Source organism: Paenibacillus sp. FW104-T2 (genome assembly GCF_058789975.1).
In genome coordinates, this window is record NZ_JBYTCE010000001.1 from 541,901 (window position 1) to 562,923 (window position 21,023).

Below are 21,023 nucleotides of genomic sequence, written 5' to 3' on the forward strand. Positions count from 1 at the left end.
TAATATTTGTATTATATTTGTATAACGTTTTGGCAATAATCCGCTTCGGTGATTCTTCAATGGTTTAATAATAGACTAAGAATGGTATAAGTGCGTTTCGGACCATAAGAAAGGTGAGTGGCATGATATCTAATCAGCAACGTAAACGTGCGGCTGTAATTGGTGCGGGTCCAGGCGGGCTTGCAGCGGCCATGTTATTGTCCGGTCAGGGATATGAAGTGGACGTGTATGAGAAACAACCGGTGATTGGTGGACGCTCTGCCAGGCTGGAGCTCGGAGAATACCGATTCGACCGGGGTGCGACGTTCTTGATGATGCCCGGGCTGCTTGAAGAGATGTTCGAGTTGGTAGGACGCAAACTATCCGATTACGTGGATCTGAAGGAACTGACGCCCTTGTATGCCCTGAACTTCGGCGATAAGGTGTTCACGCCTTCCCGTAATCGTGAAGATACTGCTGCTCAGATCAAGGAATTGTTCCCTGGTAATGAAGACAATTACCTGAGGTTCATGCAGGACGAGGAAGTCAAGTTTGGTAAAGTCATGCCTTTGCTCCGCCGGCCTTTCGGCAAGCTGACAGACTATCTGCGCAAGGATGCGGTAACGGCTCTTCCGAGGCTGGACGTGAACAACACAGTCTATGGCATCCTGTCCCGTTACTTTACTGACGAGCGTTTGCGCTGGGCCTTTACGTTTCAGTCCAAATATTTGGGCATGTCTGCTTGGGATTGTCCGGGTACATTCACGATTCTGTCATTCATTGAGCACCATTATGGGCTGTTTCATCCGATTGGCGGTGTAAATCGCATATTCCAGGGAATGGCTGACATTGTAAAGGAATATGGTGGACGTATACATACATCCTGCCCGGTGAAGAAGGTTATCGTGAACAATGGCCGTGCGGAGGGCCTGCTGCTTGAGAACGGTGAACGCATTGAAGCGGATCACGTGGTCGTTAATGCAGACTTTGCCCATGCGGTGAACCATCTATTCGAACCGGGTGTGCTTAAGAAATATACGCCAGAAAAAATGAAACGCAAGAAGTACTCCTGCTCTACTGCGATGCTTTATCTGGGAGTAGACGGCGAGATTGATCTGCCGCATCACTCGATTTATTTTCCCGAAGATTACCGATTGAACGTGGACGAGATCACGAAGCACAAAGTATTGTCCGCTGACCCGTCTCTATATATTCATAACCCTTCCAAGCTCGATTCGACACTCGCACCTGCAGGAAAATCTGCATTATATGTGCTTATGCCCTCTCCGAACCTTACAGGGGACATTGATTGGGATGTGGAACGGGAGAATGTACGCGAGGCGATGATGCAGCGGCTTGAAGCGATCCCGGAGCTCGCAGACATTCGGAGTCGTATCGAAGAGTCCATGATGTTTACCCCGCTTGACTGGGAAAATGAACTGGACGTGTACCGCGGTGCGACATTTAATATGGCTCACAATCTGGGTCAGATGATGTATCTGCGTCCACATAACCAGTTCGAAGAGCTGAAAGGGGTATGGCTGGTCGGTGGCGGAACCCACCCGGGCAGCGGACTGCCTACGATATTTGAGTCTGCTCGAATCAGTGTCAGGCTGATCCAGGAAGAGGATGCCAAAACCCGCTCGAACCGGTCTTCTTATGTGAAGACTGCTGAAGCCGGAGGTCATTAATGAAGCGGGCAGCCATTGTAGGAGCAGGCATTGGCGGGCTGACCTCGGCTCTGCTGCTGAATCGGCAGGGCTGGGACGTCACCGTTTACGAACGGGGTTCCCGGGTTGGCGGACGTATCGGCTATGAGCAGAACGGGGAATATCGCATTGACCAGGGTCCAACCATCGTACTTCTGCCCGACATGCTGCATGGCATTCTGGAGGAGGCTGGCGTGGATCGCTCCAAAGTGGAGCTGCTCCGCTGTGATCCGTTATACAGGGTTCACTACAGCAGCGGACGTGTCATGACCAAGATGACAGATCGCGGTCAGCAGGCCGACGAGATCGAGCGGTTATTCCCGGGAGAGAGCCGAGGGTTCACAAGATTCATGAAGGACATGGATACCCTGTTCCCGGCAGGACGGTCTGCTTTCCTGGAAAGAGCTTTTCCGCGGAAAAGGGATTTTTTCACACCGTCTCTCCTGTCCCTGATGGGCAGGCTCCGTGCACACAAAAGCGTACGTAAAGCTGTAGGAGATTATTTTCATCATGAGGAACTGGTTGATGCCTATTCACTTCAGAGTCTGTATATTGGCGGTTCGCCGTTCGGGACTCCGGGGATATACTCGCTTCTTCCATATGCAGAGCATGAATACGGAATCTGGATGGTGAAGGGCGGATATGCTGCATTACCGCGGATTTTGGAATCCGAACTGACCGCGCGTGGCGGACGTGTTGTGCTGAATACGGAAGTAACGGGACTGCGTATTGAACAAGGAGTTTGCCGAGGTATTGAAACGGCCGCAGGTGCGGAAGAGGTGGACGCAGTCATCTATAATGGCGATTTCCCTCATCTGACAGGTCTACTGGGCGGCATACCGGAAGCAGTGCGCAAAAAGAAACCCTATCGTCCCTCATCCGGTTGTGTGTTGATTTATGTTGGGGTCGACAAGACCTGGGAAGATGCAACGACGCATCAATTTTTCCTGCCACCCAGTCTTGATGGAAGCTTGCGGGAAGTATTCAATCAGCGTCGTATTCCGGAACAGCCTTCATTTTATGTATTTAACCCGGTAGCTGTAGATGATTCCGCTGCGCCAGCCGGTCAAAGTGTATTGTATTTCCTTGTTCCGGTGCCAGACGCAGAAGGTGTGGACTGGTCGAGAGAAAGTGGGGCTCTGGTGGAACGGGTGCTGGAGGAAGCGGAACAACGCGGTTTCCCTGGACTTCGTGAAGCAATCAGATGGAAGAAAGTACGCACACCCGCAGATGCCGAGCGAGATGGACTCTACGGCGGTGGAAGCTTCGGTATTGCACCGATTTTGTTTCAATCAGGCGTGTATCGGCCGCAGCCGCAGCCGTTTCCGACGATCCGCGGATTGTACGCAGCAGGAGCATCGGTGCATCCAGGCGGTGGTGTTCCGATCGTAATGCAAAGTGCACGCATGGCCGTCAATCTACTCATGAAGGAGATGGGAACATGAATGAAATGATTTTGAACAGGTGCGAAGAGTTGATGCAGAAGGGGTCGTCTTCTTTTTATCAGGCTTTCAGAGGTTTGCCCAGTCCGCGCCGTGAAGCGGTGTATGTGATCTATGCGTTCTGCCGTATCATTGATGACAGTGTGGATGAACCAGAGAAGTCGATGTATACGATACATGAGATTCGGGATCATTTTGAATACCTGGAAGAGGCAGAAGGCCATTTTATCTGGCCTGCATTGAGATGGTTATTCTCGAACTTTCCCCACCTGGACAAAGGACCTTTCTTTCGGCAGATGGACGGACAGATGACCGATCTCGAGGTGACTCACTATGCAACGATGAAGGAGCTGGAACATTACTGCTATCTTGTAGCAGGGACGGTAGGGGAGATGCTGCTTCCTGTGCTGCGTGATGACAATGGTGCCGAAGTGGCCGTAAACGGCATTGCACTTGGCAAGGGTATGCAGATTGTCAACATTATTCGTGATGTAGGGGAAGATCGGGCAAGATCACGCCGTTATGTTCCGCTCGAAATCATGGAAAAGCATGGGTACTCCGAACAGGATTGGGCAGAGGGTATTGTGGACGAACGGTTTGTAGCCATTATTCAGGAATTGAAAGCATCAGCACTTGAATGGTTCCGTCTTGGCATGGATCGGCTGGAGACCTATCCTACAGAAAGTGCATTTGCCATTGAACTGGCGGCAGCCTTCTACTCCACCATATTACATGCGGTAGAACGTAACGACTATGACGTATATAACAAACGGGCATTTGTAACCGATGAGCTGAAGCTGGAGATGCTAGGAGCCATTGTGAAACGTTATCCGGTACTCGCCTATCAGGCTTCCCGTACGGCGGTCTCCTGATGATTCAGGGTCTGTATTGGGCATGGTACATCATTGGAGCCACGCTAATGCTAACCATCGGAGTACCTGAACAATTATCGTTTTCCAACGGACTGTTTCTTGTGTTCTATGCACTTTATGTCGTGGAACTGATCTATCAGGGACGAAGAAGGAATGGAATGTCCGACCAGTCAGTCATATGGAAACAGCCAGGACTCTGGGTGTCTTCTGCCATTCTGTGGCTGGGTGGCATGGGGATCGAATGGATCGGTGTCCATACGAAATGGCCTTTTGGTGAATACGGTTATTCGGACTTCTTCGGCATTCATCTATTCAGTGTACCGGTCACCCTGGGATTTGCCTGGATTGCAGTCGTCGGAAATTCCGCTCTATTGAGCGGCGGGGGTTCGACCTGGAAGGGGAAGCTGATTCGGGCGATCAAGACCGGTTTCTGGGCTATTTTGCTTGATCTGGTGCTTGATCCGGTTGCGCACGCCAGAGGTTTCTGGCATTGGGAGGCCCCCGGTGGTTTCTATGGCGTCCCTTGGACCAATTACATCAGTTGGTTCATTATGGGTGCGTTCCTGTCGCTCTTTCTTCCAGCCATGCCTGCTGACCGCAGTTCGCTGCTGCGGGCCAAGTGGCTGTACCAGCTGTTCATCCTGTTATTCGGTCTGCTCGCATGGAAAGAAGGTATCACAGGCAGTTTCATCATTGCGCTTGTGGGCATGCTGCTAGCAGAAGGGAGCTGGTTCTATGATTCCCGCCGAAAAGTCAAAATCATTTAACCGAATGTTTTATTTATACAACCAGTATTACTTGCTGCGTCGTCGCTTTCGTTCGTTCACACTATCGGGGACACTGGATCCGCAGTTTGACGGCTATTCCGTCTCTCCGATTGACCCGAACCGGCCAGTTCTCTATTTCATGAATCATAGCTCCTGGTGGGACGGACTGCTGCTCTATCATGCATCCCGCCGTACTTCAACGGGGGACCATTACGTTATGATGGAAGAGAGGCAGCTGCAGCAGTATGCCTTCTTTCGCAAGCTCGGCGCATACTCCATCAACAAGGAGAGCGCTTCTGCCATCCGAAAGACCATGCAGTACACAACAGGGCTGCTTCAATCCGGCAAAAGGGTGTGGATCTTTCCGCAGGGTGAAATCCTGCATCAGGATGCAAGACCCATTCGATTTCGCCCAGGCATCGGGCTACTGCTTCGCCGCTCTCCGCAGACGCTAGCCGTTCCTGTAACCCTGTGTCATGGTATGGTTCAGCATGATATGCCGGAGGTTTCGATGCTCGCCGGTGCACCTCTAATGGAAGACTGGCATGTATGGAAGAGCGAAGAGATTGCAGCCAGACTTGGCCAGGTGTTGGAACAGCAGTTAGACGAGCATAAGTCGGAGCTGGTTCGCATCGGACAAGGGAGTCTGCCAGGGGCCGTTTCCCTGATTCGTAACGGAAGATCCACAAGTGAAAAATACGATGCAGCACGAAAGCGGGGGGTCCGTTAACATGAGTGCATCCGAGATATTATGGATCATATTAACAACTGCACTCGGTGTGCAGTTGATTTTTGCTCTCTGGAATGCGACTTGTCTTCCCGGAATTCGTTCGTTCCCTGCAGACCAGCTGCTGCACCAGGATAAGCTCGTATCTGTCCTGATTCCGGCTCGGAATGAAAGACTACATATTGAAGGATGCCTGGAGAGTGTGCTCGCAAGCAACACAACCGGCTACCGGATGGAAGTGCTGGTACTGAATGATCGTTCCGAGGATGAAACGGCGGCCTTGGTTCAGAAGATTGCGAATCGGGATGCGCGTGTACGTCTCCTTGATGGGGTGGAGCCGCCATCTGGTTGGATGGGCAAGTCATATGCGTGCCACCAACTGGTTCAGGAGGCCAAAGGCGAGTGGTTTATGTTCGTTGACGCGGATGTAAGGCTTGAGCCAGAGGCTATTCGGCAGACCCTAGCTGCCGGCTGTGAGCTGGGAAAAGGTCTGGTGACAGGGTTTCCCTATCAGGTGGCCAAGACCTGGATGGAGAAGCTGGTCGTACCGATGATGGTATTCACGATCATCAGTCATCTTCCCATCTTCATGATACGCAGATCATCAAGTCCGCTATTTGTAGCAGCAACCGGAGCTTTCCTGCTGATTCATCGTTCGAGCTACGAAGCTTCCGGTGGCCATGCAGCCATTCAGGGAGATCTGGTGGACGACATGAGTCTGGCGAAGGCGGTCAAGCGTGCAGGTCATCCGGTTATGCTGGCGGATGTGCATGAATTGGTCAGCACGCGGATGTATCAGAATGGAACCGAAGTATGGAACGGATATAAGAAGAACATGTACGAAGGAACGGGACGCAGGGATGTACTCCTGCTGGGTACCCTAGTCATGTACACCCTAATGTACATTGTCCCTCCTCTTGGATTGCTGTTCGGTTTACTATCAGGAAGCTCTGCAGCCATCGTGTATGGACTTATTGGTACACTGCTGGGCATGAGTGTAAAAAGGGTGGCGGATCAGACGGGCGGGCAACCCTGGTGGCTTGCAAGTCTGCAATCTGTCAGCATGGCCTGCGTGATTGGTATTGGAATAGCATCCTGGCGAGCCGGTCGCTCAGGGAAAGGATACGTTTGGAAAGGCAGGCGGTATAGTTGAGCAGAAAAGTGGTCATTATTGGCGCGGGCTTCGGTGGCTTGTCCTGTGCCATTCGCCTTGCATCACAAGGTATACAGGTAACCATGCTGGAGCGTCAGACACATGTGGGTGGCAAGCTGCAGCAAGTGGAACGGAACGGATATCATTTTGACCGCGGTCCAAGTACGATTACGATGCCTTCCACCTTCCGCTCTGTCTTTGAGCATGCGGGTACCAAAATGGAGGATTACGTCCAGCTGTATGAGCTGGAGCCCCGAACACGCAATGTGTTTGCAGACGGTACCGTGGTGGATCTGTCCGGCAAGCGTGAATGGATGGAGGAACAAATTGCAGTGTACAGTCCGGAAGACGCACTGCGCTACGATGCATTCATGGATGAATCTGCAGCACTTTATGCGGAAGCCAATCGTCATTTTCTTGGCAAACTGCTGTTAACTGCAAAAGACAAGTACAACCTCCAGATGCTTCGCAGTTTGCTGCGCGTTCGCCCGGCTGTGAAGCTTAATCAGCTGCTGCGGTCGTATTTTAGTCATCCCAACACCTTGGCGATGTTTGGCCGTTACGCGACCTACGTCGGCTCATCACCTTATCAGGCTCCATCCATCTTCTCGATGATGGGCCATGTAGAGGCAGATGAAGGGGTATACGGTGTAAAAGGCGGAACCTATGAGCTGATCAAAGCCATGGCGAAGCTTGCTCAGGAAAAAGGAGTACGGATAATGACTGGCATCGAGGTCCGGCAGATTGTCGTTCGTCATGGCAAGGTCATAGGTGTGGATACTGATCAAGGCTTCCGTGAAGCCGATCAGGTGGTGGCCAACGGGGATGTGCTCAGTGTAAACCGTCATCTGCTTGCGCCGGAACATCGGAAGCAGATGAGTGATCGCAGGATTCGCAGATATGAGCCGTCCATTTCCGGTTATGTGACACTGGCAGGTGTGCGGAAGCAGTATGACTCCCTGCTGCACCATACTGTCTTTTTCCCGGAGCAGTATGAACCGGAGTTCGAACATATTTTCCGTGAACGCAGGATGCCTCTGGATCCGACCATCTACATCTGTTATTCCGGTTATTCGGAGGCAGGTATGGCTCCGGCAGGAGCGAGTAATCTGTTTATATTGGTAAACGCCCCGTATCTGTCGGATGCATGGAACTGGGAAGAGCAAACGGAACGCTATGGCGAGTTGGTACTGGATAAGCTTGCACAGCGGGGAATTACAGGATTAAGGCAATCAGATGTATTAATACGGTACACGCCACAGGATATTGAACGCGATACATTGGCGCATCAAGGGTCAATCTACGGGATTTCCTCCAATTCAGTGAGGCAGACATTCTCTCGCCCCGGGAACAAAAGCAGGGATGTACAGGGGTTATGGTACGTGGGTGGAACGACGCATCCGGGAGGCGGGACACCGATCGTAACGCTATCCGGGCAGCTGGTGGGCGAGCAGCTGGCATCCGTGCTCTTATGATTCATCAGAGATGAGTGGGTCCGCCCTTTCATTAGCATGTCCGGAACGGTATACTGGGTAGAGTTGACGGTGGAGGATATCACCGACGACTCTATAGCAATTTTATACATGCAGCATTGTCCGTTACATATAAGCAAAAAATAAGAAAAAAATGGAGTGTCTCAATTGAACGGAACCGGCAGGGGGTCCCTGTCCATCCGCACAATTTCTCACATAAGGAGGTCTCATCATGAATGAACAAGAGCGAGCCGGCAAGCGGCTGCTTCCCGAGGTGGCTACGGGGGAACGGAAGCTGGAGCATGTGCGCCTCTGTCTGGAAGAGAATGTGGCAGGAGAAGGGATCACGAGCGGAATGGAGCGGTACGTATTTCGTCATAATCCCCTGCCTGAACTGAATTTTGATGAGGTCAGTCTGGATACCGTTTTTATGGGAAAAGAGGTTCGTACACCGCTGCTCATCAGCTCGATGACGGGCGGAAGCCAAACGACTGGCGCCATTAACGAGCGGCTTGCCCGCGTGGCCAATGCCAGAGGCTGGGCGCTTGGCGTAGGTTCCATACGGGCAGCAGTGGAACAACCTGAACTGGCACCGACCTTCGATGTACGGCGCTGGGCCCCTGACATCCCGGTAATCGCCAACCTGGGTGCAGTGCAGTTGAATTACGGCTTCAACACGGCCGACTTCCAGCGTGCGGTTGAGATCGCTGGTGCGGATGTGCTGGTATTGCACCTGAACGGTTTGCAGGAGATCTTCCAGCCGGAAGGCAATACGGACTTCAGCGGGTTGTTGAACCGGATTGAAGATCTGTGCCGTACGCTGGATGTACCTGTTGGAGTGAAGGAAGTAGGCTGGGGCATTGATGGAATAACGGCACAGCGGCTGTATGATGCAGGTGCAGCATTTATCGACGTGGCAGGAGCGGGAGGCACCAGCTGGGTACAGGTGGAGAAATACCGGAACAACAACCCGGTTCGCAGGGCAGCAGCCGAAGCTTTTGCCGATTGGGGCATTCCGACTGCCGAGTGCATCCGGGAAGTCAGAGCACTGAATCCAGAAGGAGTACTGATTGGCAGCGGCGGACTTCATCATGGAGTGGATGCAGCCAAGGCGCTCGCGCTGGGTGCAGACCTGGCCGGATTCGGTCGTTCCCTGCTCGAATCCGCAGTGGCTTCAGATGAAGCGCTGGATGGTCGGCTGGAGCAGGTGGAGTTCGAACTTCGTACGGTCATGTTCGGTATCGGAGCCGGGCGAATCGAAGATTTGCAGCAGACAGAGCGATTGGTCGAGCGGCGTTAATACGGAAGAGGGGCAACCTGTCATGTTCATGCTGATGACATGGGGGAAGCCCCTTTTTTATTATAAAAAGACAGAAGGATTACCAACACTCTTCTTTTACCGTGATATTGTCGTTGGTTACGGTGACATAGGTATTGCCGGATAGATACTCCGTATAGCCACAGACGATTTTGGTATGAATTTCCCCTCGGCTATCCGTAAATTGCAGGTGGACAGAGGATTCCCCGGAAGGTCTAAGCCTAGGGGCAAACTTTACTTTTTTACCGCTGGGGATATCCTTCTTCAGGTTGTACACGGAGCCATCTCTTTCGCTGTTAACCGGGCCTTCGCCTTGGACCAGACTTGCATTGACATTTGCAAGATCGAAGTCTGATTGATTGTGAATGGTGATCCTGAGCGATCGGAATTGGTCTATGGTTGGATAAGCCATACCGATGATGATTCCAATGAAGATAACCACACCCGCCAAGAGAATGATGATTTTCCTTGAAGGTCGTTTGCGACGTCTGTTCATCTTATATCTGCTCCTCTCGTTATGGTTATTAAACAATGGAAGTCTGATAAAAGTTATGCAGATTTTTTTCCACTTCATGTATGATGAACAATAAATCGTTTCATTTAGATCAAAGACTTAGAAAAATCGAATACGGAATTTGAACCCGGGAGGGAATACTATGGAGCTTATATCCATGAATGATCAGGAGTTTGCGGATTTTCGAAAACGATCCATTGCGGATTTTGCAGTTGAGAAAGTAGAAGCAGGAGCATGGGCAGAGGAAGAGGCGCAGGAGCTCGCAGAGGCTTCATATAATCGCTTTTTGCCTGAAGGACTGAATACGCCTGGAGCCTACATCTATAACCTGGTGCATCCGGTAGACGGCAATGTGGGGTACATCTGGTTTAACATTACGGACAATCGCCGGGGTAAGGAAGCCTTTTTGCTCGATATTGTTGTCGAAGAGGCATATCGGGGCAAGGGGTATGGTACCGAAACAATGGAAGCACTTGAACAAGCGGCACGCCGTCTTCAGGTGGATCGAATTGGTTTGCATGTGTTTGGACATAATGTGCGGGCGAGCAGCTTGTATCGCAAGATGGGGTACGAGATTACTGATCTGACGATGTACAAGGAACTTAAACGGTAGTCAGGCAGAAACGAAACCCGAAGTTCCTTGATGCCTCCGGGTTTGTCATATATAATGTATAGGATTATCCATACCGAACAAGTAATGAATGAGGAGTTGTCATATACATGGCTTTGAAAGCTGGAATCGTGGGCCTGCCTAACGTTGGTAAATCCACTCTGTTTAACGCAATTACACAAGCAGGTGCCGAGTCGGCAAACTATCCGTTCTGTACGATTGACCCGAACGTGGGGATCGTTGAAGTACCGGACGAGCGTTTGGACAAATTGACAGAACTCGTTGTACCGAAGAAGACAGTACCTACAGCATTTGAATTCGTAGATATCGCAGGGCTTGTGCGCGGCGCAAGCAAAGGCGAAGGTCTGGGTAACAAGTTCCTTGCCCATATTCGTGAAGTGGATGCGATTGTCCATGTGGTACGCTGCTTTGTTGATGAGAATATCACTCACGTAGATGGCAAAATTGACCCGGTAAGCGACATCCAGACGATTAATCTGGAGCTGATCCTGGCTGATATCGAGAGTGTTGAGAAAAAAATCGAACGCTCCAAGAAAAACATGAAGGGCGGCAACAAGCAGGCTGCTCAAGAAGTGGAAGTACTGGAGAAAGTGAAGGCAGTTCTGTACGAAGATAAGCCGGCACGCAGCATGGAATTGACAGACGAAGAGCGTCTGATCGTACGTGATCTGCACCTGCTTACCCTGAAGCCGGTTCTGTATGCAGCTAACGTAGCCGAGGATGAAATCGGTGATGTGGCGAACAATGCCTATGTGCAAAAAGTAAGAGAATTTGCGGCTGCTGAAAATGCAGAAGTGGTGCCGATCAGTGCAAAAGTCGAAGAAGAAATCTCCGAGCTGGAAGGCGAAGACAAGCAAATGTTCCTGGAAGAGCTCGGTATCGAGGATTCCGGTCTGAACTTGTTGATCAAAGCCGCTTACAAGCTGCTGGGTCTGTACACATACTTCACGGCAGGTGTACAGGAAGTTCGTGCGTGGACGATCCGCAAGGGTACAAAAGCACCGGGCGCAGCGGGTGTAATTCATACGGACTTCGAGCGCGGATTCATTCGTGCAGAAGTCGTTTCCTATGAAGACCTGGTTGCAGCTGGTTCCATGAACGGTGCCAAAGAACGCGGACAGCTTCGTTTGGAAGGTAAAGAATATGTTGTCAATGACGGAGATGTTATGCACTTCCGTTTCAACGTATAAGCGTATAACCAATCAATCTAAGCAGTACATGATAGACACGAACAGCCCTGCTGTCTTCCCTGAAGATGGCAGGTTTTTTTATTTGGGATGAAGGGTGTAACGCGCAGATCAGAGGGAATAGGCGAGAATAGGAGGGAAGGATCCGTGCTGGCAACCCGCTTGTTCTGCTTATACTGGATTGTTTGCGCAGTGTGGATATAATAGAGGAAAAGGGCATGGAGGAGGCTGGACAATGGAGGATGCAGTATCTCGTATTCAATATGATGAAGCATATGTGAAAGCGATGCATTTACCGAGAGAAATTAGTGATCTGCTTCTTGTTGAGGGAGTACCCCAGTTTCGCGATGAGGGTAACGATCTGCTTGGTGTCCATTTTCGGTCCATGCCGGAACGAGGCTTGATTCAGGTACAACGTGATGACGGCTTCGCTACGCTTCTGCCGATCGGATATGAGTGGGAGGAAACGGCAGCCTTGCTCGGTGTGGAGACAGGAACGGGCGCAGTTTACTCGGTAGAAGCATCGTCAGGGGAACACGGGTTGATCAACACTAGTCTGGTTCAGTTTCTTGAATTTCTCCAGCGTTACGCTCAATTTATTGAGAATTTCTCTGAGGTGCATGAGCCCAGTGTGATGACACTTGAAGAAGCCCAAGCCAAACTGGCAGCTTTTCAAAGGGGAGAGCTTACACCAGGAAAGAAAAAGGGCCATGTATCCGGCCGAAAAGAGGCCATAAGCGAACTCCGGGCTTTCTTTGCCGAACAGGATCCGGGTAGTTTATCGAATGAAAAAGCTTGGTGGAGCCTGGTGCTTGAACAGCTTGAAGATGGCTTGTTGTAGCTGATATTCATTGAAGTATAATATAATAATGCCATCGTTACTTGTGCCGTAATCCAAAGCGAACCTGTAGGCAGGTGGAAAAGCATCTGTTCAGGTTGAGAAGAATATGCTATAATTAAGAGTCGTGTACCTAGGTTGATTTAGCTCGCTTTTTATAAGACATAGCGGGACTCTGCATAAGGTACATGAGCTCTTTTATATTACTTAAATGTAAAGGATTTGATGACGTTGTAGCGATGTTGCGTCGGTCATTAATGAATGTTACGGTCAGGGTTCGGTTTGGCTCAGAACCTATGCGTTATGAAAATAGATGATATAAATAATGAACATGGAGCGACTGCCCGGAGAAAACGTGCAGCGCATCACCAAAAATAAATCGTGAGGTGACTATATATGTTGGATAAATTACAGGCATTGGCAGACCGTTATGACAAGCTTAGCGAGCTGCTCTGTGACCCGGATGTGGCAAGCGATAACAAAAAGCTGCGTGAGTATTCCAAAGAGCAATCCGATCTGCAGCCGACGTACGAAGCATACAATGAGTACAAACAGGTGAGTCAGGATCTCGAAGCAGCGAAAGAAATGCAAGGCGAGAAGCTGGATGACGAGATGCGTGAAATGGTCAAAATGGAAATCGAAGAACTCAGTGCCCGTCAGAAAGAACTGGACGAACTGATTCGTGTTCTCATGCTGCCGAAAGACCCGAATGACGACAAAAACGTCATCGTGGAAATTCGCGGAGCAGCGGGTGGAGATGAAGCGGCATTGTTTGCAGCGGATCTATACCGCATGTACACACGTTATGCCGATAATCAAGGCTGGCGCGTGGAATTGATGGATGCCAATACGAATGATGTCGGCGGATTCAAAGAGGTTATTTTCCTCATCAACGGCCGCGGTGCATACAGCAAAATGAAGTACGAGAGTGGTGCACACCGTGTACAACGTATCCCTACAACCGAATCAGGTGGACGGATTCATACCTCCACTTCAACGGTTGCCGTTATGCCTGAAGCTGAAGATTTCGATATTGAAATTCATGATAAAGACATTCGCGTGGATACGTTCTGTTCCAGTGGTGCCGGCGGACAGTCAGTTAACACGACGAAATCTGCTGTACGGGTAACGCACGTTCCGACCGGAATCGTAGCGACATGTCAGGATGGTAAATCTCAGAACTCGAACAAGGAAAAAGCGCTGCAAGTATTGCGTACCCGGATCTTCGATATGATGCGCCAGGAAGAAGAAGCGAAAATTGCAGGGGAACGGAAGAGTAAAGTAGGTACGGGGGACCGCAGTGAGCGGATTCGTACGTACAACTTCCCGCAAAGCCGTGTAACAGATCACCGCATTGGTCTGACCATGCACAAATTGGATCAGGTCATGAACGGAGAGATTGAAGAAATCCTGTCTGCGCTGACGATTGCCGAGCAGACCGAGATGATGGATAGAGGAGAATAATGCTGTGAACCGCGCGCAGTTTGTAATGACGCCGGAACAGAGCTGTCGGGAAGCCTTCGTGGAGGCTTCCTCTTTTTTGGAAAAGAGCGGCGTGTACGAGCCGCAGAATAATGCCCGGCTGCTGCTGGAGCATGTACTCGGCGTCTATGGCGCCGCGTATTACATGATGCAGCCGGAACCCTTCCCCAGCGAGCTGCGCAGCCGCTGGGAGGACGCCGTCACGCGCAAGGCTGCGGGTGAGCCGGCGCAATATATCATCGGCAGCCAGGAGTTCTATGGGCTGCCGTTCGAGGTCACGCCGGCCGTGCTGATTCCGCGGCCGGAGACAGAGCTGCTGGTCGAGGCTGTGCTGCGCGAAGCCGACCGCGTGTTTCCCGGCGGCGCTCCGCTTGCCGTCGATATTGGCACGGGCAGCGGTTCGATCGCGGTGACGATCGCCTCGCAGCGCCCGCGCTGGCAGGTCGGCGCCGGAGACATCTCGGCGGCGGCACTGCAGGTGGCCGCGCGGAACGCGGCCGCGAACGGGGTACAGATTGACTTCCGCGAAGGCGATCTGCTGGCCCCGTTCGCAGGGGTTCGGGTGGACATTCTGGTGTCCAACCCGCCATATATCCCGGCAGCGGATATCGCCGGGCTGCAGCCCGAGGTGCGCGATCATGAGCCGCGCACGGCACTGGACGGCGGTCCGGACGGATTGGCACCGTACCGGGTCATGCTGGAACAGCTGGCACTGCTGCCTGCGCCGCCGCAGGTCATTGGTTTTGAACTCGGTCAGGGACAAGCTCGCGACATCGCCGCATTGCTTGAATCTGCCGGACACTGGCCGGAAATTATCATTGTTCCGGACCTTGCCGGGATCGAGCGGCATGTCCTGGGTGTTCGTACTTCGGAACAGGTGACGAAAATGTAAGGTTCTGCGGGTTTTCTTTTTGCCGCGAAATCCTCTACAATGGGATATACCGAAGATTGCTGAATGCTTGGGGGAACATAACTACATGCTGCATAAATTCAAAAAGATAGACTACTCGATTGTTTTTATATTAGTTATATTGATGGTTATCAGTATTTTGTCGATCTATAGTACGACCTTTGGCAGGCCAAAGCTGGAGGGACTCACGCAAAGTGCCGTTATGTATTATATTTTGGGCTTTGTGGTCTTTTTTGGAATGTCGATGATTAATTACAAATTCATTATCAAAAACTATCTGTATATCTATGGCGTAGGTATGCTCTTGCTTATTTTTGTTATGTTCTTTGGTAAAGAGTATTACGGGGCAAAGGGCTGGTTATCCATATTCGGTGTAAGTTTACAGCCTGCCGAATTGTTCAAGCTATGCCTGATTGTGTTCTTGTCCGCCTTATTAGCCCGAAAGAAGAATCGTCCGCTTTATTTTGGACGTGATGTCATTCCGGTCTCACTCTGTGTTTTGCCGCCACTGCTACTCGTACTTCTTCAAAATGACTTGGGGAATGCACTGAGTTATGTAATTATTCTCGTGGGCCTGTTATGGATTGGTAATATTAAATTCTCTCATGCTCTTATTGGTTTTGTTATTGCAGTCGCTGCTTTTGTTGGCGGTATACAAGCTTATATTCATTATCATGATGAGATTGTTAAATTTCTGAAGGACGTTGGGCGTTCACACTGGGCAGACCGTTTCGACCCATGGCTCGTGCCGGATCAGACTTCCAGAGACGTGCTCTGGCAGACCTATAACGCGAAGCTGGCGATTGGTTCTGGGGGCATTAGTGGTAAAGGATACTTGGAAGGTACAACGATTCAGTCAAATCGGGTACCGCTGGCTTATGCCGACTCGATCTTTGTGCAGATTGGGGAGGAGTTTGGCTTTGTAGGTGCTTCAGTGCTGCTGCTGCTGTACTTTATTCTCATCCACAGGCTGGTACTTATTGCGCTCGAATGTAAAGATCGCGCAGGGCCTTATCTCATTGTGGGCATTATAGCGATGCTGCTTTACCAGATTTTTGTCAACATCGGTCCGTTTATTGGTCTAATGCCGCTCACAGGGATTACGCTGCCGTTTATCAGTTCGGGTGGTACCTCAATCATGATTAACATGATCAGTATGGGGATCGTGATGAGTATCAAGGTTCATACGGAAGAGAACGAGGATATTCTGGGCTCCGCAGAACAACCGGGGATTACGGATATCGTCCTCAAATTGTTCAGAAGGAAACCGTCCCAGCAGGAACAGTAATTCCTTTTGTCAGGTATAGAAAACAAAATCAAGTGAGTCATAGAACCCTGGAAAGATCAATCCAAGCCATTTGGATCTGGTGCTTCCAGGGTTTTTCTTTTGCCAGATTTTCTCTAATGGCTATGTAAGTTGAAATCCATCCTCCACACGGTGATTATAATTTCCAATTTATCTCTCTATTTTATACAATGGAAATAATAAGTCAATTTGGAAAAAACGTATGACTATCCGGGAGGAAGATTGCATTTATGTTGAGAATGCTGAAAAAGATGGACGGTGTAATTCTTTTTGTATTGTTTTTGCTGATGATCGCAAGTGTGTTTGCCATTTACAGTGGTACACAGACGGATGCCACTTTGGCCAAGCATCATATCAAAACCTTGTTGTTTTATATCATAGGATTTGTCGCAGTAGTGGGCATCGGTCTAGTAAATTACAAACTGTATGTGAAATATGCTTTTTATCTGTATGCCTTAGGAATCGTTCTGCTTGTTCTCGTCAACTTTGTGGGCGGCCCTATTAATAATGCCAATGGCTGGATCAAGCTTGGGGATAACCTCTCGTTTCAACCTGCGGAGTTATTCAAGTTAATCCTGATCCTGTTTCTTGCACATTTGCTTGTGAAGCGCCAGCGAAACACGCTCGGGTTCTGGAGAGATATCATTCCCATCGGATGTTGGGCGTTCGTTCCGTTTGCACTCGTCATGATTCAAAATGATTTGGGCAACGCCCTGGGTTACGTTGTCATCTTAGCCGCGGTATTGTGGATCGGTAATATCAAGCTAAAGCATGCAATCATTGGTCTTGGTATTGTAGCTATAACTTTCTTTGGCTTTGTCAAAGCCTACACGACATATCATGATGAAATCTTTACTTTTCTCGAGAAGGTAGGCCGTGAACACTGGGCAGAACGGATAGATCCCTGGCTCGTACCGGAAAAGGCTACATCCAAGGCGACATGGCACACCAAAAATGCCGGCTTGGCTATAGGCTCAGGAGGCATTGTCGGCAAAGGGTACTTGCAGGGAACTTCCGTCCAAAGTGGACGCGTGCCGTATACCTATTCGGATTCCATCTTTGTCGTTATCGCTGAAGAATTCGGTTTTGTGGGGGCGTCGGTGTTGTTACTGCTGTACTTCATTCTGATTCACCGAATGGTTCTGATCGGTATGGAATGCAAGGATCGGGCGGGGCCGGTCATTATTGTAGGCATTATTGGCATGTTGTTATACCAAGTGTTTGAAAACATAGGTGCGTTCCTCGGACTGATGCCACTAACAGGGATTACCCTTCCGTTCATCAGTTATGGCGGGACTTCATTGCTCATTAATATGGCTTGTATCGGACTGGTCATGAGCATTAAATTATATGGAGATGAAGAGGAAGATGACCTGCTGCTTGGAGAGCAGAAGCCTGGTTTGCCAGACCGGTTACTGCATTTGCTGAGGAAAGAAAAGAGCGCGTTGTAATCATCGAATAGGGTTATGTATTAACAGTTGGGTTCCATAGGTCTCTTAAGCATGGCTGATGCACACCTGTAACAGATGTGGTCAGCCTTTTCTTAATTCCGCTCAACCACGTTAAAATAAGAGAATGAATTTGCTAGATTTATGATTTTTACTAGGTTTACTTCTGTCTCTTCCGGGCATACTGATAGACATGAGAGAGTTGCAGGGAACATGATCACGGGAGCCGAGGGGGAGAACGGGATGAGCAGAAGAACAGTGAAACAAATGGGACTTATTATCGTTTGTCTTATGATGATTATTATGATGTGGGAAGGTCAGAAGACGGATGCAGCTGTAGCCGCTACAGCGATTCCGGAGCAATCCATCCGTTTGCGGATTCTAGCGAATTCGGATGCGCCAGGGGACCAACTGGTAAAACGCGAGATTCGGGATGCTGTGGTTGCCCAGATGAGTGAGTGGGTTACAGAGCTGGATAATCCGCAAAGTCTGGATGATGCACGCCATGTCATTCGTGAGCATTTGTCTGAAATCGAAGATCGGGTGGGAGAAGAGCTGGCGAGCCGTGGACTGGACTATCCATATCAAGTGGAGCTTGGTGTCGTTCCGTTCCCTACCAAACTATATGGAGGTACGGTATATCCCGCAGGTGATTATGAAGCGGTGCGTATAACACTGGGAGAAGGAAAGGGTCAGAATTGGTGGTGTGTGCTGTTTCCGCCGCTATGCTTCATTGATGCAAGCACAGGGGATGCACTGGCAAATCCGTCTACGGTATCTGCAGCAGCTGCTGCTGAGCCTGGAGATGCTGAAGCATCTGTCCAGGGAGCAACACCGGAAGCGCGTTTTTTCCTGGTGGATCTGGCGGTTAAACTATGGGATTGGGTAGCCGGATTGTTTGCATAATATCGTGAGAATGATAGGGAAGGGCAACTTCGATACAGGAAGCTGCCCTTTTGCCCCATTTATCAATGAATGGCTGTCATGCTTAAGGGATGGGGTTTATAAGAGAGATAGCGAGCCCGTTCTTAGGTTGAACAGATATGCTATAATTATAGGTATTCGAAATGTAAGCAAGACAGCTACCGTCAAGGTCGAGGCCCGCGGTTACTAACCTATTGAAGTTTAGGGATGATGGATATATGAGTAGAGAACAAGACCAATACCAATACACAGGAAACAAAGATTCGGGCAACCCAGAAGGATTGCTTACCTCGGTGTGGGATGTCAGAGCATTGATGAGTGAGAAACAGCCGCATGTTGTGGGTAATTTGGTTATGGGTGAACCTGAGGGACAGGGATCCGATGAGAAAAAAAAGAGCGCCTATCAGCAGGCACTCGCTGACTTGCAGGCTGCCGCTGCCTGCATTCGTCAAGGCCAGACTGTTGCGTTTCCGACAGAGACGGTATACGGTTTGGGCGCGGATGCGCGCAGTACAGCCGCGGTAGAGGCTATATTTGAAGCCAAAGGCCGCCCGTCAGATAATCCGCTCATTGTGCATATCGCACATCGCGATCAGCTGGATTCACTGGTTACGGAAGTGAATGAGGCGGCAGAAGCGCTGATTGAGGCCTTTTGGCCAGGTCCGCTCACCATTGTGCTGCCTGTTAAGCCAGGGGCCGTATCCCCGCGGGTTACGGCTGGCTTGGATACGGTGGGTGTCCGCATGCCGGATCACCCGGTAGCTCTGCAGCTGCTCGCAGCGGCGGCGTGCCCGGTGGCAGCGCCGAGCGCTAACCGCTCCGGGCGGCCGAGCCCGACGCTCGCTTCACATGTAAGCGAGGATCTGGCTGGCCGCATCGGCGGCATTGTGGACGGCGGCCCCACGGGTGTGGGCGTCGAGTCCACGGTAGTGCAGGTCGGTGACGACGGTACCGTCACCATCCTGCGCCCTGGCGGCATTACGGCGGAACAGTTGTCCGCCGTTTCCGCCCGTGTCGCCACGGACCCGGCGATTCTCGCGGGTGGGTCCGAAGGCGAAGGCAGCCCGGCGCCGCGCTCGCCGGGCATGAAGTACACGCACTATGCGCCCACAGGGGCGCTGTGCGTGGTAGAGGGGCCGCCGCCAGCCGTGGCGGCCTGGATCAGCGCCGCCCTCGCGGAGGCGGCGCAGCGCGGAGAGCGCACCGCGGTGCTGGCGTTCGCCGAGCACGCGGAGCAGTACCGCGCCGATGCCGTATTCTCGCTGGGCAATGCCAGCGAGCTTGAAGAAGCAGCGCGCCGGCTGTACGCCGCGCTGCGCAGCTGCGATGAGCAGGGCGCCACATACATTGTGGCTGAAGCCTGCTCACGCGAAGGGCTGGGCGCAGCCGTCATGAATCGGCTGCTCAAGGCTGCTGGTCACCAACTTATACAGGTTGGGGACCAGTAACACCATGACCGGAGCTGTCGACGTCTCTCCGGTCCACCTGATCGGCAGGCCGTGGCAGCAGGCACCACCAACCACGGCCTGCCGATTAGACCAATCCTCTTTTGACACGCCTGCCTGCAACTCTCTGACTATTCATTCTCTATCTCCCGTCATGTTTGTGTCCTTGTCCGCATATCGTGTACAAGAACCTTTACGTGACTTGGGGGTATGGGAATGTGGGATGTGTCTGCCCATCTGGGGCAGTTGGTAACCATTTTGATTATGGCCGTCGCCCTTGGGCTGGATGCCTTCTCGCTGGGTATTGGGATTGGCATGAAAGGCATTCGTTTGCGTGATGTGCTGCGGATCAGTTTTGTCACGGCCCTGTTCCATGTGATCATGCCGCTGATCGGTATGTACACGGGGAAATACGTCAGTTCACTTCTTGGGGACATCACGACGTATGCTGCAGGCGGATTGCTCGTTTTGCTTGGGGGTCACATGATTCTGAATGCATTTCGTGAAGGTGACACCAAGCTGGTGGACCATCGCTCCATGCTGGGTGTGATCTTATTTTCACTCAGTGTGAGTGTGGATTCGTTTTCCGTTGGGGTATCCCTCGGCATGTTTAGCAGTGATCTGGTACTGACTGTACTTGCCTTTGGTGCATGCGGTGGAATCATGTCCGTCATGGGTCTGCTGCTGGGAAGACGAGTGAGCCAGAACCTTGGTGATTATGGTGAAGCGATTGGCGGAGCCATCCTGCTTGCGTTTGGACTGTTGTTTATTTTTTAATAGTCATAGAGCGGAGCAGTTGCAGCCCTTGAGCAGTCATAACGATACTCTTTAAATTTTCATCATTTAAAATTAAAATATTGCATCATTCGACAACATTTGTGAAATGGGGAGGCTATCAC

The 21,023-nt window shown here is 50.9% G+C and carries 20 protein-coding genes; 19 read left to right on the forward strand and 1 reads right to left on the reverse strand.

Annotated features, from left to right (window positions below; genetic code table 11):
* Positions 1 to 122: 122 nt before the first annotated feature.
* The 8 genes from AC3WQ3_RS02365 (at position 123) to fni (ending at position 9,421) form a co-directional block, all read left to right on the forward strand.
* Positions 123 to 1,670 carry a phytoene desaturase family protein gene (locus AC3WQ3_RS02365; protein ID WP_492471356.1) on the forward strand — a complete coding sequence of 516 codons (1,548 nt, stop codon included), beginning with the start codon at positions 123 to 125 and terminating at the stop codon, positions 1,668 to 1,670.
* Entirely contained in the window at positions 1,670 to 3,133 is a 1,464-nt protein-coding gene (locus AC3WQ3_RS02370; RefSeq protein WP_492471357.1) for a phytoene desaturase family protein, read from the forward strand. Before AC3WQ3_RS02365 ends, AC3WQ3_RS02370 begins: the two co-directional genes overlap by 1 nt.
* On the forward strand, positions 3,130 to 4,002 hold the full coding sequence (locus AC3WQ3_RS02375) for a phytoene/squalene synthase family protein (protein WP_430194195.1): 873 nt from the start codon (positions 3,130 to 3,132) through the stop codon (positions 4,000 to 4,002). Before AC3WQ3_RS02370 ends, AC3WQ3_RS02375 begins: the two co-directional genes overlap by 4 nt.
* Positions 4,002 to 4,769 (forward strand): carotenoid biosynthesis protein, encoded by a 768-nt coding sequence (locus AC3WQ3_RS02380; protein ID WP_127537262.1) that lies wholly within the window; start codon positions 4,002 to 4,004, stop codon positions 4,767 to 4,769. The genes AC3WQ3_RS02375 and AC3WQ3_RS02380 overlap by 1 nt, the downstream gene beginning before the upstream one ends.
* Positions 4,738 to 5,499, forward strand: a complete 762-nt coding sequence (locus AC3WQ3_RS02385) for a lysophospholipid acyltransferase family protein (protein WP_492471358.1) — start codon at positions 4,738 to 4,740, stop codon at positions 5,497 to 5,499. Before AC3WQ3_RS02380 ends, AC3WQ3_RS02385 begins: the two co-directional genes overlap by 32 nt.
* A 1-nt stretch (position 5,500) precedes the next feature.
* Positions 5,501 to 6,649, forward strand: a complete 1,149-nt coding sequence (locus AC3WQ3_RS02390; RefSeq protein WP_492471359.1) for a glycosyltransferase family 2 protein — start codon at positions 5,501 to 5,503, stop codon at positions 6,647 to 6,649.
* Positions 6,646 to 8,124 carry a phytoene desaturase family protein gene (locus tag AC3WQ3_RS02395; protein WP_492471360.1) on the forward strand — a complete coding sequence of 493 codons (1,479 nt, stop codon included), beginning with the start codon at positions 6,646 to 6,648 and terminating at the stop codon, positions 8,122 to 8,124. The genes AC3WQ3_RS02390 and AC3WQ3_RS02395 overlap by 4 nt, the downstream gene beginning before the upstream one ends.
* 229 nt (positions 8,125 to 8,353) lie before the next feature.
* A complete protein-coding gene (fni, locus tag AC3WQ3_RS02400; RefSeq protein WP_354481054.1) occupies positions 8,354 to 9,421 on the forward strand; it encodes a type 2 isopentenyl-diphosphate Delta-isomerase in 1,068 nt (355 codons plus the stop codon).
* A 79-nt stretch (positions 9,422 to 9,500) separates the two neighbouring features.
* On the opposite strand, the gene AC3WQ3_RS02405 is transcribed toward fni, so the two are convergent.
* The gene (locus AC3WQ3_RS02405; RefSeq protein ID WP_492471361.1) at positions 9,501 to 9,935 is read right to left on the reverse strand and encodes a hypothetical protein; all 435 of its coding nucleotides are present in this window, start codon (positions 9,933 to 9,935) and stop codon (positions 9,501 to 9,503) included.
* 160 nt (positions 9,936 to 10,095) lie between these two features.
* Between AC3WQ3_RS02405 and AC3WQ3_RS02410 the strand changes: the two genes are divergently transcribed.
* The 11 genes from AC3WQ3_RS02410 (at position 10,096) to AC3WQ3_RS02460 (ending at position 20,901) form a co-directional block, all read left to right on the forward strand.
* Entirely contained in the window at positions 10,096 to 10,566 is a 471-nt protein-coding gene (locus AC3WQ3_RS02410) for a GNAT family N-acetyltransferase (protein WP_492471362.1), read from the forward strand.
* 107 nt (positions 10,567 to 10,673) lie between these two features.
* Positions 10,674 to 11,774 (forward strand): redox-regulated ATPase YchF, encoded by a 1,101-nt coding sequence (gene ychF / locus AC3WQ3_RS02415; RefSeq protein ID WP_127537255.1) that lies wholly within the window; start codon positions 10,674 to 10,676, stop codon positions 11,772 to 11,774.
* A 232-nt stretch (positions 11,775 to 12,006) separates the two neighbouring features.
* Positions 12,007 to 12,612 (forward strand): SUKH-4 family immunity protein, encoded by a 606-nt coding sequence (locus AC3WQ3_RS02420; RefSeq protein ID WP_492471363.1) that lies wholly within the window; start codon positions 12,007 to 12,009, stop codon positions 12,610 to 12,612.
* Between the two features lie 393 nt (positions 12,613 to 13,005).
* A complete protein-coding gene (gene prfA / locus AC3WQ3_RS02425) occupies positions 13,006 to 14,073 on the forward strand; it encodes a peptide chain release factor 1 (RefSeq protein WP_095291198.1) in 1,068 nt (355 codons plus the stop codon).
* A gap of 25 nt (positions 14,074 to 14,098) precedes the next feature.
* A complete protein-coding gene (gene prmC / locus AC3WQ3_RS02430) occupies positions 14,099 to 14,983 on the forward strand; it encodes a peptide chain release factor N(5)-glutamine methyltransferase (RefSeq protein WP_492471410.1) in 885 nt (294 codons plus the stop codon).
* Between the two features lie 85 nt (positions 14,984 to 15,068).
* Positions 15,069 to 16,289, forward strand: a complete 1,221-nt coding sequence (locus AC3WQ3_RS02435; RefSeq protein WP_336782170.1) for an FtsW/RodA/SpoVE family cell cycle protein — start codon at positions 15,069 to 15,071, stop codon at positions 16,287 to 16,289.
* A gap of 248 nt (positions 16,290 to 16,537) precedes the next feature.
* On the forward strand, positions 16,538 to 17,758 hold the full coding sequence (locus AC3WQ3_RS02440; RefSeq protein ID WP_492471364.1) for an FtsW/RodA/SpoVE family cell cycle protein: 1,221 nt from the start codon (positions 16,538 to 16,540) through the stop codon (positions 17,756 to 17,758).
* Positions 17,759 to 17,998: 240 nt separating this feature from the next.
* Complete coding sequence (gene spoIIR / locus AC3WQ3_RS02445) at positions 17,999 to 18,661, forward strand: stage II sporulation protein R (RefSeq protein WP_154894834.1); 663 nt, start codon at positions 17,999 to 18,001, stop codon at positions 18,659 to 18,661.
* A gap of 236 nt (positions 18,662 to 18,897) precedes the next feature.
* Complete coding sequence (locus AC3WQ3_RS02450; protein ID WP_492471365.1) at positions 18,898 to 20,127, forward strand: L-threonylcarbamoyladenylate synthase; 1,230 nt, start codon at positions 18,898 to 18,900, stop codon at positions 20,125 to 20,127.
* Positions 20,114 to 20,377 carry a hypothetical protein gene (locus AC3WQ3_RS02455; RefSeq protein ID WP_492471366.1) on the forward strand — a complete coding sequence of 88 codons (264 nt, stop codon included), beginning with the start codon at positions 20,114 to 20,116 and terminating at the stop codon, positions 20,375 to 20,377. The genes AC3WQ3_RS02450 and AC3WQ3_RS02455 overlap by 14 nt, the downstream gene beginning before the upstream one ends.
* Complete coding sequence (locus AC3WQ3_RS02460) at positions 20,341 to 20,901, forward strand: manganese efflux pump MntP (RefSeq protein ID WP_127537248.1); 561 nt, start codon at positions 20,341 to 20,343, stop codon at positions 20,899 to 20,901. Before AC3WQ3_RS02455 ends, AC3WQ3_RS02460 begins: the two co-directional genes overlap by 37 nt.
* Positions 20,902 to 21,023 lie beyond the last annotated feature (122 nt).